This is a genomic window from Chitinophaga sp. SVR4-12A (assembly GCF_056754765.1).
Map to the genome: position 1 here is coordinate 3,627,248 of NZ_JBPGWP010000001.1, position 16,660 is coordinate 3,643,907.

Annotated in this window: 13 protein-coding genes; 6 read left to right on the forward strand and 7 right to left on the reverse strand. The window is 49.8% G+C overall.

What is annotated here, in order from left to right; all coding sequences use genetic code 11:
* Nucleotides 1–993, forward strand: coding sequence for a FecR domain-containing protein (locus ACR9Y8_RS14805; protein WP_481214017.1), 993 nt, complete (start codon nucleotides 1–3; stop codon nucleotides 991–993).
* Between the two features lie 276 nt (nucleotides 994–1,269).
* Here ACR9Y8_RS14805 and ACR9Y8_RS14810 read toward each other — a convergent pair whose 3' ends face one another.
* The 6 genes from ACR9Y8_RS14810 to ACR9Y8_RS14835 form a co-directional block, all read right to left on the reverse strand.
* Entirely contained in the window at nucleotides 1,270–2,472 is a 1,203-nt protein-coding gene (locus ACR9Y8_RS14810) for a 2'-5' RNA ligase family protein (protein ID WP_481214018.1), read from the reverse strand.
* A 550-nt stretch (nucleotides 2,473–3,022) separates the two neighbouring features.
* Nucleotides 3,023–3,808 carry a TIGR00266 family protein gene (locus ACR9Y8_RS14815; RefSeq protein WP_481214019.1) on the reverse strand — a complete coding sequence of 262 codons (786 nt, stop codon included), beginning with the start codon at nucleotides 3,806–3,808 and terminating at the stop codon, nucleotides 3,023–3,025.
* A gap of 163 nt (nucleotides 3,809–3,971) precedes the next feature.
* Nucleotides 3,972–7,538 (reverse strand): efflux RND transporter permease subunit, encoded by a 3,567-nt coding sequence (locus ACR9Y8_RS14820; protein ID WP_481214020.1) that lies wholly within the window; start codon nucleotides 7,536–7,538, stop codon nucleotides 3,972–3,974.
* 21 nt (nucleotides 7,539–7,559) lie between these two features.
* Nucleotides 7,560–8,675 carry an efflux RND transporter periplasmic adaptor subunit gene (locus ACR9Y8_RS14825; protein WP_481214021.1) on the reverse strand — a complete coding sequence of 372 codons (1,116 nt, stop codon included), beginning with the start codon at nucleotides 8,673–8,675 and terminating at the stop codon, nucleotides 7,560–7,562.
* 14 nt (nucleotides 8,676–8,689) lie between these two features.
* On the reverse strand, nucleotides 8,690–10,066 hold the full coding sequence (locus ACR9Y8_RS14830) for a TolC family protein (RefSeq protein ID WP_481214022.1): 1,377 nt from the start codon (nucleotides 10,064–10,066) through the stop codon (nucleotides 8,690–8,692).
* A gap of 14 nt (nucleotides 10,067–10,080) precedes the next feature.
* The gene (locus tag ACR9Y8_RS14835; RefSeq protein WP_481214023.1) at nucleotides 10,081–10,698 is read right to left on the reverse strand and encodes a TetR/AcrR family transcriptional regulator; all 618 of its coding nucleotides are present in this window, start codon (nucleotides 10,696–10,698) and stop codon (nucleotides 10,081–10,083) included.
* 235 nt (nucleotides 10,699–10,933) lie between these two features.
* On the opposite strand from ACR9Y8_RS14835, the gene ACR9Y8_RS14840 reads away from it, so the two are divergent.
* Nucleotides 10,934–11,545 (forward strand): DUF502 domain-containing protein, encoded by a 612-nt coding sequence (locus tag ACR9Y8_RS14840; protein ID WP_481214024.1) that lies wholly within the window; start codon nucleotides 10,934–10,936, stop codon nucleotides 11,543–11,545.
* A gap of 100 nt (nucleotides 11,546–11,645) precedes the next feature.
* On the opposite strand, the gene ACR9Y8_RS14845 is transcribed toward ACR9Y8_RS14840, so the two are convergent.
* Nucleotides 11,646–12,479, reverse strand: coding sequence for an alpha/beta fold hydrolase (locus tag ACR9Y8_RS14845; protein WP_481214025.1), 834 nt, complete (start codon nucleotides 12,477–12,479; stop codon nucleotides 11,646–11,648).
* A gap of 245 nt (nucleotides 12,480–12,724) precedes the next feature.
* On the opposite strand from ACR9Y8_RS14845, the gene ACR9Y8_RS14850 reads away from it, so the two are divergent.
* The 4 genes from ACR9Y8_RS14850 to ACR9Y8_RS14865 all read left to right on the forward strand — a co-directional run bounded on the left by ACR9Y8_RS14850 (nucleotide 12,725) and on the right by ACR9Y8_RS14865 (nucleotide 16,654).
* Nucleotides 12,725–13,708 (forward strand): zinc dependent phospholipase C family protein, encoded by a 984-nt coding sequence (locus ACR9Y8_RS14850; RefSeq protein ID WP_481214026.1) that lies wholly within the window; start codon nucleotides 12,725–12,727, stop codon nucleotides 13,706–13,708.
* Between the two features lie 149 nt (nucleotides 13,709–13,857).
* Nucleotides 13,858–14,967 (forward strand): 3-phosphoserine/phosphohydroxythreonine transaminase, encoded by a 1,110-nt coding sequence (serC, locus tag ACR9Y8_RS14855; protein ID WP_481214027.1) that lies wholly within the window; start codon nucleotides 13,858–13,860, stop codon nucleotides 14,965–14,967.
* A gap of 252 nt (nucleotides 14,968–15,219) precedes the next feature.
* Nucleotides 15,220–15,345, forward strand: a complete 126-nt coding sequence (locus tag ACR9Y8_RS14860) for a hypothetical protein (protein ID WP_481214028.1) — start codon at nucleotides 15,220–15,222, stop codon at nucleotides 15,343–15,345.
* 64 nt (nucleotides 15,346–15,409) lie between these two features.
* Complete coding sequence (locus ACR9Y8_RS14865) at nucleotides 15,410–16,654, forward strand: DUF1015 domain-containing protein (protein ID WP_481214029.1); 1,245 nt, start codon at nucleotides 15,410–15,412, stop codon at nucleotides 16,652–16,654.
* Nucleotides 16,655–16,660 lie beyond the last annotated feature (6 nt).

Sequence of the window (16,660 nt, forward strand, 5' to 3'; positions counted from 1 at the left end):
ATGTCTTACGATTTAGACCATATAGAAACACTCATCGCCCGGGATATAGATAACAGCCTGAGCCCAGAAGAGAAGAGGACACTGCAGTCCTGGCTGGATGAGAATACTGCCAACCAGCAGTACTACGATGCATTGAAAAGCACGTGGTCGCTGTCTGCCAAAGCAGATACCGATTTTGTTCCCGCTACCGAAAAGAACTGGGAGATCTTCCGGCAGCAGATAACCGCGACGGGCAAACGTAGCTTCCTCCATACTTACCGCAACGCGCTACGTATAGCGGCCAGCGTTATACTGTTATGCGGCGCCGCCACTACCTATTTTGTGTTCTTCCATCATCCGGAAGTAGCGGTATATACACAGGCCAGGGAGAAGAGGACCGTTACATTGCCGGATGGCAGCAAGGTATTCCTGAACCAGCAGAGCAGCCTGCGATACGCCGCCGGCTTCAGTGGCAGCGAACGTGCAGTACACCTGGAGGGAGAAGCCTTCTTTGAAGTAACACAGCAGTCTGACAAGCCGTTCATTGTATACACGCAGCATACGCAAACGCAGGTACTGGGCACCTCCTTTGATGTGAAGTCTTACAATCCTGCAGCAGTGGAAGTAGCCGTGGTAAGCGGTAAGGTGGCCTTCTCAGACAGGAGCAATGCACAGCGGCTGGTACTTTCCAGTGGCAACAGAGGCGTGCTGCAATCTGCCAAAACATTGAAACAGCTGCCAATCGAAGATCCCAATTTCATGGCCTGGAAAGAGAACAGGCTATCGTTCCAGGATACACGCATCAGTGATGTGATCAATACGCTCGAGGGATATTTTGATGTGCAGATCGTGCTGAAAGACCAGGAGGCAGGACGCTTGAGATATAACGGCACATTTGATCCCGAGCAATTAAACAGCCTCGATTCTGTACTGGAGGTGATCTGTCCCACGGTAAATTTACGCTGGAGCAGGGAAGGTGGAGATGGAAAATATGTGCTGGTACCGGTGCAATAAGCGGGAAAATAGTCATTAGTCGACAGTCATTAGTCGTTAGTAAGGAAAACGTGTATCAAGCCCTAATGATTAATGGCTGTTGACTGACCACTTACAACTGACCACTTCCAACTGACCACTTCCAACTGACAACTTACGACTGACGACTTACGACTGACGACTTACGACTTAATTAAAAAACCCGTTCCGACAATGTCAGAACGGGCTTTTAGTTATATTAAGACCCCTGATCCGGCTGTACGACCGGACCCAGGCGGCTACTTTTCAGGTAACGGATCAGGCAGGAGTGCTTCCTCCGCCCAATTTGCATTTCTGCAGCACTTCCCATGATTTGCCGTTATGGCGCAGGAAGTACAGGTTGTTTACCTTAAAGGTAGCCTGGTACTCTTTAGTTTCGTATTCGGGCCAGGCCTTGTTAAACTGCTCGTCTTCCAGGTCTTTAAAGGCCACGGTAACATGGGGGGTGAATCCTGTGCGGGCCAGCATGGTGCTGAAGCCAAATTCCTTGCGCAGGAAGTTGATCAGCTGACGGTGCATGGCAGACATGGTTTCGCTCTTTTCCACGTTAATGAACAGTACGCGGTTCTGTTTGTTGGGGAAGGTGCCAAAGCCATTCAGGGAAACCTCAAAAGGCGCCTGAGATTTGGCAAATTCAGCCAGTTCATCGCAGAAGGCTTTTTCCAGGGCCGGATCAGCAGTGAAGGGTACCTGCAGTGTGATGTGCGGCAATACTTTCAGTGCATAGGTAGGGCCATATTTTTCTGCAAATTCCTGCTTTATCTTGATGATCTCCTTACCTACTTCTGCAGTTGGCAACAGCGCGATAAAGTAAATCTTGTTATCTGGTTTGGGTGTGAACGGTCTGCGCTGACCGCCGCCGCCAGGTCTTCTCTGGCCGCCATATCCGCCGCCACCGCCGCGGTTATATCCACCGCCGCCACCGCCACGGTTGTAGCCACCGCCGCCGCCGCCACGGTCATATCCACCGCCGCCGCCACCACGGTTGTATCCACCACCGCCGCCGCCACGGTCATATCCACCGCCGCCACCGCCGCGGTTGTATCCACCACCGCCGCCGCCACGGTCATATCCACCGCCGCCGCCACCACGGTTGTATCCACCACCGCCGCGATCATATCCACCACCGCCGCCACGGTCGTATCCACCACCGCCACCGCGGTTGTAGCCACCATCGCCGCCACGGTCGCGGTCATATCCGCCGCCGCCGCCTTCACGGTTGTATCCTCCTCCACCTTCACGGTTGTAATTTTCGCGGGGCCTGTAGCCGCCACCGCCACCTTCACGGTTGTAGTCGGGCCTGTCGCCACGATCCCGGTTGAAATTGGGTCTTCCCTCCCGATCACTGCTGTTAAAGTCGGGACGATTGTAGCCACCCGGCCTTTCCTTGGGATCATACTCTTTGTCTTTGTTAACGTCTGAAGAGTACTTGCGGGGGCGTTCGTTTCTCTCAAAATTCATCTTACTTAATTAAGCGTTTGAAGCAATATTAGCTATGATTTCATAAAAATGAAACTCATCTCCATAGAGAATATATAATACTAAGTGCCGGTGATACCCAGTATGGTCAATCTGGGTGTTCTCCAGTCCACATTTATTTCCGGCTTGTTATCATTTGTTTTTAAGTCTCTTTACCTTATTTCTTGAAGAACAAAGATAATTGTGGCCACGTTACTATACAATTGTGGTGCGTAATTTCAAAATCTGCACCTGTCTCTTTAGTGTTCGGCGAATCCCGGTGTTATTTATATTACAGAACGACAGATTTGATGCTACTCAAAGCAAATATACGGGAATATCTATGTCATTCTGCCTGATCCACCCCATTTATTTTATCTGTCAGTCGCGTTTCATAACAAACTTTCTTTATTACCGCTCAAAGTACCGGCTGGCATAGGTAAATGGTTTTTCAACAACAATACTTAAGCTAAGCTACTACTTTGTTGGTAAATTTTACCTAAAATATCCCTTAAATCTTAAATTTTTTCTGCAACCGGTTCCCAAACAACGATCAATCTCCATCCAGCAGGTTTCCTAATCCACCCAGGATACTACCCTCTTCCTTACGGGGTCCTGTACCATAGGCAATAATCCGGCCGGCCAGGCGACTGATGGGCAGCGACTGGATCCAAACCTTGCCCGGGCCCCGGAGAGTCGCAAAGAACAGGCCTTCACCGCCGAACACCATATTTTTGATACCCCGAACAAATTCAATATCGAAATCCACATTCTGGGTGTAAGCAACCACACAACCGGTATCTATCTTTAACACCTCCCCGGGCTGCAGCTCCCTTTCTACCACTATACCGCCGGCATGCACAAAGGCCATACCATCTCCTTCCAGCTTCTGCATAATAAAACCTTCACCCCCAAAAAGACCGGTTCCCAGCCTGCGCTGCCATTCTATCCCTACACTTACACCCTTGGCTGCGCAAAGGAAAGCGTCTTTCTGGCATACCACCTTGCCGCCCATCAGGAACAGGTCCAGGGGTATGATCTTGCCAGGGTAAGGCGCCGCAAAGCTTACCTTTTTCTTGCCCTGGCCCATATTGGTAAAAGCTGTCATAAACAGGCTTTCGCCGGTTAGTATACGTTTTCCGGCTGAAAGCAGTTTCCCGAAGATACCCTGGTTGGGCTGGGAGCCATCACCGAACATCGTTGCCATCTGGATTTCCTGGTCCATCATCATAAAGCTGCCGCTTTCTGCAATGGCCGTCTCCTGGGGGTCTAATTCAATCTCTACCATCTGGATCTCTTCCCCAAAAATTTTGTAGTCGATTTCGTGGTTCTGTCGCATAATATAGTGATCGTATTAAGGGATAATCTGAGTCAAAAGTAATAAAAGCAGGGTGTTTCCAATTGTTAAATATTACAAAAAACCGTCCCGATAGATATCGGGACGGTGATCTGTTAAACCTACAACTGTTACACTGTATTAGCTATTGTCTAGCTAAGACTTTTTAGTTCACTGAAACTTGTTTCTTTACTTTCCTGGCGTGCTCGTGCCCATGATCTTCTGCCATCTCTCCGTCACCGAAGAAATGATAGGGCTTGGGAGAAACATAGTCATGACGGTGCAGCTTTGCTACCACCTCTTTCTTCATGAAAAGTTTCAGGATCAGCACCAGGAAGGGTACATATTTTAACGCCCGCGGATACCCACGGTAATCCAGTACATCAATAGAGCGCTTGTTCATGGCGTACATCACAGGTACCAGGATCAGCGTAAGGAAAGTAGCGAAGATCAATCCGAATACCATCGTCCAGGCCAGCGGTCCCCAGAAGGCTACGTTGTCGCCGCCGAAGAAGATATGCGGATTACCTTCTGAGAACAGGGTAGCAAAGTCAATGTTCAATCCCACTGCCAACGGTATCAGGCCCAGGATCGCTGCAATAGCGGTGAGCAATACGGGCGTCATACGGGTTTTTCCTGCCTCTACCACTGCATCATGAATAGATGCGCCCTGTTTCACCAGCAGATCTGTGAACTCTACCAGCACGATACCGTTACGTACTACGATACCTGCCAGCGCCATGATACCCACACCTGTCATTACGATAGAGATCTCCATACCAAAAACAGCAAAACCGAGGAACACGCCTATAATAGAGAACACGATCTCCATTGCAATGATCAGCGGACGGCCCACAGAGTTAAACTGCGTTACCATGATCAGGAACATTAGGCCCACGGCGCCCAGCATAGCCATCAACAGGAAGTTCATGGTTTCCTGCTGATCTTCCTGTTCACCAGTCATGCGGATAGTAACACCGTCCGGTCTGCTGAAATCATTAATTGAACGTTGTATCTGCTGCACTACTTCGTTGGCGTTGTAGCCTGTCAGCACGTTAGAGTACAGGGTTACAACACGCTTCTGATCTATTCGCTTAATGCTGGCGAAGGTGTTGGAATAACGGATATCCGCCACGGCCGACAGGGGTACCTGCCTGATAGCGCCGTTCATGTTCATATCGCGGTAAGTAACATTTGAGTTCATCAGCATATTGACATTGTTACGCTGATCTTCCCTGAAGCGTACCATGATCGGGTAATCATCGTCCGGATCGCGGAACTTGGAAGCTTCTTCACCGTATAGGGCACGGCGTAAAGCCTGTCCGATCACGCCGGTGGAGATCCCTTCTTTATTGGCTCTTTCACGATCTATATTCACAATGATCTCCGGCTTGTTACTCTGGAAATCGCTGCGCAACTCTTCTACCCCACCTATCTGCAGGGAATCGAGATAACGTTTCAGCTTTTCTGAAGTAGTGGTCAGCTGATCAAATTCATCGGCACTGATCTCAATGTTAATGGCTTTACCGGTGGGAGGACCGCCCTGTTCCTGTTCTACGGTGATCTCTGCACCAGGGATACCTTTCACCGCATCACGGATCTTGTCGAGATAAGCAATGGTAGATTGTCCGTGACGGGCGCCAAATTCTACGAAGGCTACTGTTACTTTACCTTTCTGCGGCTGCACACTCTGGTCCATCTGGCTGGGATCGCCGGCGCCCACTGCTACGTTGGAGATAATGGATTCTACGATAGGATTGTTCTTACCTACTACTTTGGTGATCCTTTCTTCGAGAATGTGCGTGATGGAGTCGGTATATTTCTGATCTGTACCGTTAGGCAGTTCCAGGTAAGTATAGATAAAGTTGGGATCTGCTTTCGGGAAGAAATTCACTTTCGGATTGCGCATACCGGTGATCACAAGGCTGAATATCAGCAGGCCGAAAGTAGCCAGCAGTATACCTACGGGGCGCCATCCAACCAGGCACCATTCCAGTCTGCGACGATACCATTCCTGTACCCTGGGCCATGCGCGTTGCTGGAAACGGCGTGCCACAGCGGCCAGCCAGAAACGTTCCAGCACGATCAGCAGGTACATAAAGACTACAAAGTTGCCCACGCCAAAACTATTGGCATAAGCGATCAGCGCAATCACGCCAAACACAATTGTCAGGTTCCTGAACTTGCGGTCAAACCGGGGTTTGGGATGCTCTTCTCCTTCATGGCGGTCCATAAAATCAACTGCAAATACCGGGTTGATAATATAAGCCACCACCAGCGACGCGCCCAGTGTAACGATCAACGTTACCGGCAGAAAGACCATGAAGCCACCGATCACACCGGGCCAGAACAGCAAGGGCACAAAAGGCGCCAGTACGGTAAGCGTACCCGATAGTACTGGCAGGAACACTTCTCCTGCCGCTATCTTAGCGGCTTTTACAATGCCCAGGTCATGCCGTTCCTGGTAAATACGGTGCACGTTCTCGATCACCACAATGGCGTCATCCACCACGATCCCCAACGCTAATAGGAAGGAGAACAGCACCATCATGTTGAGGGTGAAGTCGAGCATCGGCATCGTCAAGAAAGCGATGAACATAGAGATGGGTACCGACAAGGCCACGAAAATGGCGTTCACGGCGCCCATGAAGAACATTAAGATGATCGTTACCAGTATGAAGCCGATGATAATTGTATTGATCAGATCATGCAGGGTAACACGGGTAGACTTTGACTGGTCTGCCGTGATCGTCACATCCAGCCCTTTGGGCAGGTAATGTTGCTTCATATCTTCAATGATGCCGCGGATCTTGTCGGATGCGTCAATCAGGTTCTTACCACTCTGCTTGATCACGTTCAGCGTGATCACGTTCTTGCCGTTCAGACGGGCATAGCTTTCCTGCTCCTTGAAACCATCCACCACATCAGCTACATCTTTCAGGTATACTACTGCACCAGACTGGCCGCGTATAACGATATCGCCTATTTTCCTGGCATCCTTGTACTCTCCTTTTACGCTAAGGGTCCGTTTCTGTCCGTCCATAGACACCAGGCCGCCGGAGATAGTACGGTTCTCTGCGCCGATGGCCATAATGATATCATCAAAGCTGATCTTGGCCGCATCCATCTTGTATTTGTCAACATTGATCTGGATCTCGCGGTCCAGCGCACCCACAATATCCACACGGGTTATCTCCGTGAGCGCTTCGATACGGTCCTGCATTTCATCTGCATATTTCTTTAAGGACTGCAGATCGAAATCGCCGGAGAGGTTCACGTTCATGATAGGGATCTGCGATACATCTATCTTGATAATGCGTGGTTCCTGGCCATTCTGGGAAAGGTCTGTAGGCAGGTCGGGCTTGGCATCATCCACTTTCTCCCGCACTTCCTGCCGCGCCGTTTCCATATTCACATCCGTATTGAACTCAATGGTAATAACCGAGTAGTCCTGCAGGGAGGTGCTTTTGATCTCCTTTACACCGGAGATACCACCCAGCTGTTTTTCGATGGGTTTGGTCACCAGCGTTTCCATATCCTCCGGGGCTGTACCATAGTACATCGTGCTGATATAGAACTGGGGGAATACCACCTCGGGGAATTGCTCCTTTGGAAGCGATATATAAGTAAGGATCCCGGCAAGGGCGATAATGACAGTGACCACGTAGATGCTCACCTTATTATCTATCGACCAGCTGGTAGGCTTGAATTCTTTAGTCAGATTGTCTTTCATAAAATAGCATTTAGCTTTAGCTTACAGCTTGATCAGGTCGTTGTCATTCAATCCCTGATAGCCAGTGGTGATCAGCCTTTCTCCGGGTTGCAGCCCGCTTTTTATCTCTGCTATATCATTGTAGGTACGCCCCATTTCTATATGCCTGCGCTCTGCCACCATTTTCCCTTTATTGTCCTTCGCCACTATCACATAAGGTTTACCCATGGTGTACTGGATCACGTTCACCGGTATTACCACCGCATTGGGAGCAGTGTAGTCAATGATTTTAATATGTGCGATCATGTTAGGTCTTATGGCGGCATCAGCAGGTAAAGGCACTTCCACTTTAATGGTGCGGCTCAGCGGATCAATGGTGCGGGATGCGAAATTGATCCTGGCGCTGATCTCCTTATCGATATCCGGGAAGTTGATCCTTACCTGGTCGCCGGTCTTCACCTTGCCTGCATATCCTTCTGCTACATTGGCCACTACTTTCAGGGAACTGCCGTTCACTACGCGGAAGGCAGGTTGAGGGGTACCTGGACCAGCATTGTCGCCCAGCTTAACGATCACGGCATCCACCGTACCGTTGATGGGGGATACGATCCGGGTCTGAGCCAGCTGCTCATTCAGTGTAGCCAGTCTTCTTTCCAGGCTTTCTTTATTATTCTTGGCGGTAAGGTATTGTATTTCGCTGCCTATCTTCTGGCCCCAAAGGTTCTTTTGTCTTTCGTAGGTAGTGGTGGCCAGTTCCAGTTGTGTTTTCACCTCTTCCACACCCGCTCTTGCCAGGCGGTCGTCTACCTGGCCTAACACCTGGCCTTTGCTTACTGACTGACCTTCTCTTACAGCTATCGCGGTTACAACACCCGGCACTTTGGAATATACGTTCACGTTTTCACGTGCATCCACACTGCCCTGCACGTCAATAAAATGCTGAAAGGTGGTATCATCCAGCGTAGCGAGCGTAACTGTCTTTACCTTTTCAGTCGTATCGGTTTTTCCAACTTCCTGCTCCAGCTTCGCGATCTCCTGCTCCAGTTTTGATTTTTCCTGCTTCAGCTGCTGCAGTTTGGCGGCTTTATCTTCGCCGCCACCGCCGCATGCGGCAAGGATGAGAGTAGTTAACGGGATAACGAAATATTTTTTGGTCATATGTGTGGAGGTGTTTATAGTTTACCGTATGCTTTTAAATAATCGATCTTCGCCACTATCGCCTGATACAATGCATCAAAATAATTCCGCTGGGCGGTCAGCATGTCGTTCTCCGCGTTAGACATTTCCAGGCTGCTGCCTACGCCTTCCTTGTATTTTGTCTGCGTGGTATTGTATACTTCCTGGGCCAGTGTCATGTTATCTTCCTGGGATTGCAGGGTGAGCAGGTTATTGCGGAAGCTGGAGGCTGACTGGGACTGTTCAAGGTCTATAGACAGCTTCAGGTTCTCCATATTCTCTTCTGTTTTCTTTACAGTGAGATAGGCCTGATCCACCTGGCGCTTTCTCTGCAAACCAGTGAAGATGGGCACAGACAGCTGGAGACCGGTGCTTACATAACCGTACCAGGACTGGCTCTGGAAGTAGTCGAACTTGCTGCTTCCCCTCAATGCGCCTGTAGAGGCGAATAAGGAAAGAGAAGGAACGCCTGCCAGTTTATAGCGCTTAAGATCATATTCATAAGCACGTTTCTGCGATTGCAGTACCTGGTATTCTATACGCTGGCTGTAATCAAAATTATCTGTATTCACTGCAGACTGGTCTGCAATGGCTTCGGTAGTCAGCGAATCTGTCAGTTCTACCTGCTGTGCCATGGGCATGCCCATCTGGAATTTAAGCGCGGCGGTGCCTACTTCTATCACATTACGAAGCTTGGTGATCTCTGTCTGCATATTGGTCATCTGCACCGAAAGCCTGTCTACATCCAGCTTTTCGGCCATGCCATTCTTGTAGATCTCTTTGGTTTCGCCCAGCAGCTTTTCCAGGGTGGCCATATTACCTTTCAGGATGGTAAGGGCTTTGTTTGCAGCGAGAATGTTATAATAGGCTTTGTATACGGACACCTTCACATCTATTTCTGAGCGCTTCACGTTCCGGTTGGCCAGCTCTTCGAGGGTTTTACGGGCCTGCAGGGCTACGAGCACGCTGGGATCGAAGAGCACCTGGTCCATACGCACTTCTCCGGCCACGTTGTGGGTAAGGCCGAAGGCCACCGGCTGATAGGTGCCCACAGGTGCGCTGGGATCAAAGTTGTGCAGGTCTATCTGCTGTTTCTGGAGGATGGGGTTGTACTGGTAAGAACCCGTGCCTTTAATGGTGGGCAGTGCCCGTCCGCTCACCTCTTTGTTGAGAGCAAGCTGGATGAGCTCATCCAGTTTGGCGGTTTTTACGGAGGATTGATTGGCCAATGCATAGTCCACTGCCTGCCTGGCGCTAAGCTGCAGCGTTTCCGGCTGCACTTTAGTTTGCTGCTGTGCCTGTACAGGCGTAACCAGCTGCAATGCCAGGAGTAGTGAACCGGCGAGGGCCATGTGCTTTCGTGTTAGTAGCATACGGTCGAATCGATTTATTGTGCGATAGTTTGATGTTGCTTGTATTGCTCTATCAGCTTCAATCCTTCTGCAGATACCACTCCGTACAGGAAATGCTCCAGCAGCACGCGCTGTACTTTTCCCATTTCAAAACCTGCGATCGGGAATACCTCCGGCTGAAAGCACAGCATAGCAGAGGCGATCCTGAACTGGGTAAGGATATTTACCTCCAGGTCTTTCCGGTACAGCCCTTCGGCAATACCCCGCTCCAGGTTTTCCCGGATGACGGTACGCAGGGAATTGTTGCGGTATTCCTGGAATACCAGGAAAGCCCTGGAATGGAATTTCTGGAGATCGAGCATAATAACCGGGTTCATGTTCCGTAAACGCTCGTCCATCATCTTCATCACCTCAAACAGCTCTTCTACTGCATTGGCCGCGTTTGCGCGGAGCACACGCTCCTCTTCCTGGATCACTTCCAGGAAACGACTGATAGCATGCACTACCATATCGTCCTTATCTACAAAATGCGCGTATAACGTTTTCTTGGAGATGCCCATCCTCGTAGCAATATCGTCCATGGTGATGGACCTGGTCCCGTACTGGCGGAACAGCCCGAATGCCGTGTCTAAAATGCGTTCCTGTGTTTCCATGGTCTAGATTACGTTACGATGCTACAATAACAGTTTTCAATGAGCAACAAAACTAGAGAAACTTTTTAAACTACCAAAGTTTCCATAAGAAATAATTTAAATAAGGGTATTAATAACCCTTTATGTGCGACGCTTAACCCAGACTTCATAGGAAAACAAGCGGAAATCAGGTACCTTTGCTCCCTTATATCCACAAGTTCGAAACCATATTACCATATTTCACATCACACTTTTTATGTCTCCCAATTTGAAAATGAAAGCCATTGCCGCGCGTGTCCTCCGGTACTTTTTCCAGGGCCTGTTGATCCTGGCGCCTATAGGCATTACCGCTTTTACTATATACTGGGCTTTTGTAACGATCGATAACCTGATCCCGACCTCGCTCATCCCCGAGGACGCGGTGATGCTGAAGTACCTGCGTTACAAGGGAGTAGGGTTCGTGCTGGTGCTGGTGCTGATCATCCTGGTGGGTTATTTGAGCTCGTCTTTCATTGTAGGCCGTATATTCGATCTGTTTGATCACCTGCTGGAACGCACACCATTTATCAAATATATCTATACTTCTGTAAAAGATGTGTTCGATGCCTTTGTTGGCGAAAAGAAAAAATTCGATCACCCGGTTTTGGTACAGTTGTACGGGCTGGATGTATGGGAAATGGGCTTTATCACACAGAGCGATGTAAGCCATCTGGGGCTGGAAGGCTATATGGCGGTGTATGTTCCTCATGCCTATGCCATTACCGGTAAGGTATTCATGGTGCCCAAAGAAAGGGTGAAACCCCTGGAGCACATCTCAGCCGGCGAGGCGATGAAGTTTGCGGTAAGCGGCGGCGTAACTTCTATTTAGTCCATGGTCGATGGTCCATAGTCCATGGACCAGCCTGATAAATCAGGACAGCTGCAAAATTCACATGCTATGCCATGGACCATCGACTATGGACCATGGACTATTTCATTACCTCGTCTGCAAACTGCAGCAGCAGGTGGTTAAAGATCTGGGGCTGGTCGTAATTAACAAGATGCCCTGCCGCGGGTACTTTGAATATCGTGTCTTTCCATTTATGCCGGAACCTGATTCCATCCAGGTAGTTAGGCTTTACGACTGCTTCCTGCTGCCCCAGCACAAAGCATACCGGTAACTGGCTTTGCTGCAGGCCGTCGATCTGGTTGGGCGTCTCACTTCTTCCGTCAATATATTCCCCGAAGCTCACCCTGAACACCGGATCGGTATCGTGATAATACTGCTTGCATACTGCAATGAACTTGTCTGTTGCTTTATATACCAGCCTTTTGGTATATGCCGTCAATACTGCATCTGAGGGCGGTGTTGCGGTCAGCACCTGTGCAAAGGGAGAGGCCAGCAGCACGGAATTAAGGGGCACATCGTTACCGGGCAGCGGCGCGCCTGCAAAGAACAATCCCCTGGGCGCAACGTTCAGGTGTGGCAGCGCTTCGCTGATAAGGCTTGCGCCTGATGAAAGGCCCACCAGCACATAGTCATCCAGGACAACGCCGTTGATATAATCAGCCAGTTGCTTCGCCATACCGGCTATACTGTAGTCGCGCTCCGGCGCTGCGCTGCGGCCGGAACGGCCATGCCCCGGCAGATCCAGCGCAATGAGCCGGAACTGCTCCTGCAGCAGATCGTCTTTCAGCTGCGCTTCCCATACGGCAGATTGCTGCAGCCCGCCGTGAATAAAAATGATGGCTTTACCGGAGTCACCGATACTGCGCGTGTATATGGGCACACCATTTACGGGAATAGTCGTGATCGTCTCCATAATTGTTGGTTTCCACTCCATGCATTGGGATAGGCTTGCAATGGGATTGCTGCTGTTTTTTGCCCGGAAGGGGGTAGTTGATAATAATTAAATATAAAAACCTTGCTGATCTTTCCCCTGGCTTTAACCATATATTAACAAAACAAACCGCAGTCTTGTTCATCCTGCTTTTTTATCTATTTTCGCGCGCGCAATCTTCTCTTCCTGTAAAATTTTCAATGGTTTGATTTAATGAGTTAACCTGTATGTGCATACGTCTGTTTTCCGCACTGCTGCTGTGTTTGTTGTTGTTTCCCACCCCACTGCAAGGCTGGGGATTTTTTGCGCACCGGCGCATCAACCGGCTCGCAGTATTTTCGCTGCCGCCTGAAATGATGGTGTTCTATAAACCGCAGCTGGAATTTCTCAGTGCCCATGCAACAGATCCCGACAAAAGGCGATATGCTGTTGCTGCGGAAGGATCGCGCCATTACATTGACATAGACCATTACGGTTCGCCGCCCTTCGACAGCCTGCCACGTTCCTGGGAGGAGGCGGTTGCACGCTATACGGAAGATAGCTTGCAGCAGCACGGCATACTGCCCTGGCATATCCAACGCATGATGTACCGGCTTACCAATGCTTTCAGGGAAAGGGATGCAGGCCGCATCCTGCAACTGTCTGCCGAACTGGGACACTACATAGCCGATGCCCATGTGCCGCTGCATGCCAGCTCCAACCACAATGGACAGCTCAGTGGTCAGCAGGGCATACATGCGCTCTGGGAATCGCGCATCCCGGAGCTGATAGCAGATAAGGAATTCAATTACTGGAATGGCCGCGCCGTGTATATCGCAGACATCAGCGCATTTGCCTGGGAGGTGGTGATCTCCAGCGCCGTTGCTGCAGATACCGTACTAAGGCTGGAAAAAGAGCTCAGCCTGCGCTATCCACCCGCACAACGCTACGCCTGGGAAAAACGGAATGGCATACTGACACGGAATTACGCCAGCGCCTACTCGTTAACTTACCATCGCCTTATGGGCAATATGGTGGAACGGCGCATGCGCAGCGCCATAGCGGCGGTAGCCAGCTGCTGGTACACTGCCTGGGTAGACGCCGGTCAGCCACCATTGCGGGAACTGGCCAATAAAACTTTTTCTGCTGAACAAGAGCAGCAATTCAGGGAGCTCGACAAAGCCTGGAAGAAGGGCCGTCTGCTGGGCCGTGAGCACGAAAATGAGCGTTAAAAATAAAAGCGGATTTTAAGAAAGTTTCGATTATCTTTGTCGACACTATACTGTCTATCTATTCTATTTTAACCTTTATCCTATCGCCACAAAAGGTTATTTGAAATACCTACTTTTTTTTATCCGTTCCTTAGAAAAACCAAAATAAAGTGGAAAAAGACAATAATGTATTTAATCAGGATCGCAACATGAAGGTGCACAATTTTAACGCAGGGCCTTCTGTATTACCTAACGAGGTACTATATAAAGCCAGCAAAGCGTTGATTGATTTCGAAGGATCGGGTATGTCCATACTGGAAATAGGTCACAGGACGGAGCTTTTCATGAACGTGCTGGACGAAGCCCGCAGTCTCGTGAAAGAGCTGATGCAACTGGAAGATGACTACGAAGTGCTTTACCTGCACGGAGGCGCCAGCACCCAGTTCATGCAGGTACCGATGAACCTTCTGGAAAATGGAGAAACCGCCGCTTATGTAGATACCGGCGTATGGTCATATAAAGCAATCAAGGAAGCAAAGTCATTCGGCTATGTGGACGTAGTGGCCAGCTCACGCGAGAGCAATTACAACCATATACCCAAACAGTTCAATATTCCGCCGCAGGCCAAATACCTGCATATCACCACCAACAATACCATTTACGGTACACAGTGGCAAACCACCCCGGTAACTGATATACCGCTGGTGGCCGATATGAGCAGCGATATCCTCAGCCGTCAGCTGGATTTTAACAGGTTTGCTTTGATCTATGCAGGCGTGCAAAAGAATATGGGCGCTGCAGGCACCACCATGGTGGCCGTACGTAAGAGCGCACTGGGCAAGGTGACGCGTAAAATACCTACCATACTGGACTATAAGGTACATATCGAGAACGGCTCTATGTTCAATACGCCGCCGGTATTTGCCATCTATATCTCCATGCTCACCCTGCGCTGGCTGAAAGAGCAGGGCGGTGTAGCGGCCATTGAAAAGCTGAATGAAAAGAAAGCAGCTCTGCTGTACAGCGAAATAGATAATAACCCGCTGTTCCGCGGCACCGTGGTAAAAGAAGACCGCAGCCGTATGAACGTATGCTTTATCATGGATAAGCCGGAGCTGGAGGAAGAATTCCTCAAGTTCTGCAAGAAGGAAGATATTGTGGGGATCAAAGGGCATCGCAGCGTAGGCGGTTTCCGCGCCTCCCTGTACAATGCACTGCCTTATGAAAGCGTTGAAGTAATGGTGGAAGCCATGAAATATTTCAGCCTTAAAAAGGCATGAAAATGATGTGTTGATGTGTTGTGACTAAACCGTCATGTTGATTAACCGCTATAAGTTTAGTCCCGTTCCCGGTTTGTCCGGGGCGGGACTTTTTCTTTTCCTCCTCCTGTCTCCCGATCAGCTGATCTGTCCTTTCCTCTTCCCGTAAAACTGCATAAAAGCCCCTGGAATTTCCCACTCAGGTGGCACCTGGATTGCCGTCGGGTTACCATATGTCCCGTATCACTCCCATACCTTTCCCATAGTTGTCACATGTCTTTAAAGGGAATGGGACATCCCTGGGACGCCAATGGGATGGAACTGTATAATTGGGTCATCCGGATGCAACATGAATGCAACACGAATGCAGCAAAAGATGACCTGGGCGCAGCCAAATAAGGCATTTATAAGGTTTGCCTTTTGACATCTGTATGTTATTTTTGCCCCTTCAAACAACACAACTATGGCAATTATCAGACCGTTCAAGGGCTTAAGACCGCAGGTAGCACTGGCCGCCCAGGTGGCATCCAGGCCTTATGATGTACTCAGCTCTGCAGAGGCAAAAGTAGCAGCAGCGGGCAATCCCCACTCTTATTACCATGTTTCAAAATCTGAAATAGACCTGCCGGACGGTACCGATATCCATAGCCAGGCTGTATACGCCAAAGCAGCAGAGAACCTGCAGGAGTTTATTAAAGACGGCGTGCTGTTCCAGGACGAGCAGGCCAGCTACTACATTTACAAGCTGGTAATGGACGGCCGTGCACAAACAGGACTGGTTTGCGCATCCTCCATAGCCGACTACAACAAAGGCATTATTAAAAAGCACGAATTTACCCGTCCGGATAAAGAACTGGACCGCATCAATCATATCAAAACCACCCGGGCCCAGACGGGCAACGTGTTCCTGGCCTATGAAGACGTTGCTGAGCTGAACGTGCTGATAGACCACTGGCAGCATGCCCATGCCCCGGCCTATGATTTCACCGCCGACGACGGCATTCAGCATACCGTTTGGGTGGTGAACGAACCGGCTGCCGTGCAGCACATCACCACCCTCTTTGCAGAGAAAGTGCCCTGTACCTACATCGCAGATGGCCACCACCGGGCCGCTTCCGCCTCCCTGGTACAGAAAGAATTTGCTGAAAAGGGACTGATCAAATCTGAAGAAGACCCGGCCAATTTCTTCCTGACCACCATTTTCCCTGCCAGCCAGCTGGCTATTCTCGACTATAACCGCCTGGTAAAGGACCTGAACGGCCATACCGCTGCCGATCTTATTTCCCGGCTGGAGTATGATTTTACCGTAGAAAAAACAGGACATGCTCCTGAAAAGCCCTCCATGCTGCATGAATTCAGCATGTACCTGGAAAATAACTGGTACCGCCTGGTTGCCCGGGAAGGCACTTATACCACAGACCCGATCGGCATCCTGGATGTGACCATCCTGCAGAATAATGTGCTGGACAAACTGCTGGGCATCAAAGATCCCCGTACCGACAAGCGCATTGATTTTGTAGGCGGTATCCGCGGGCTGGAAGAGCTGGTGAAACGGGTGAACAGCGGTGAGATGAAAGTGGCTTTTGCACTTTACCCTGTTACCATCCAGCAATTATTTGATATCGCAGACAGCGGCAATGTGATGCCTCCCAAATCTACCTGGTTTGAGCCCAAACTGAGGGATGGGCTGATCACCCAGATCATATAAACAACC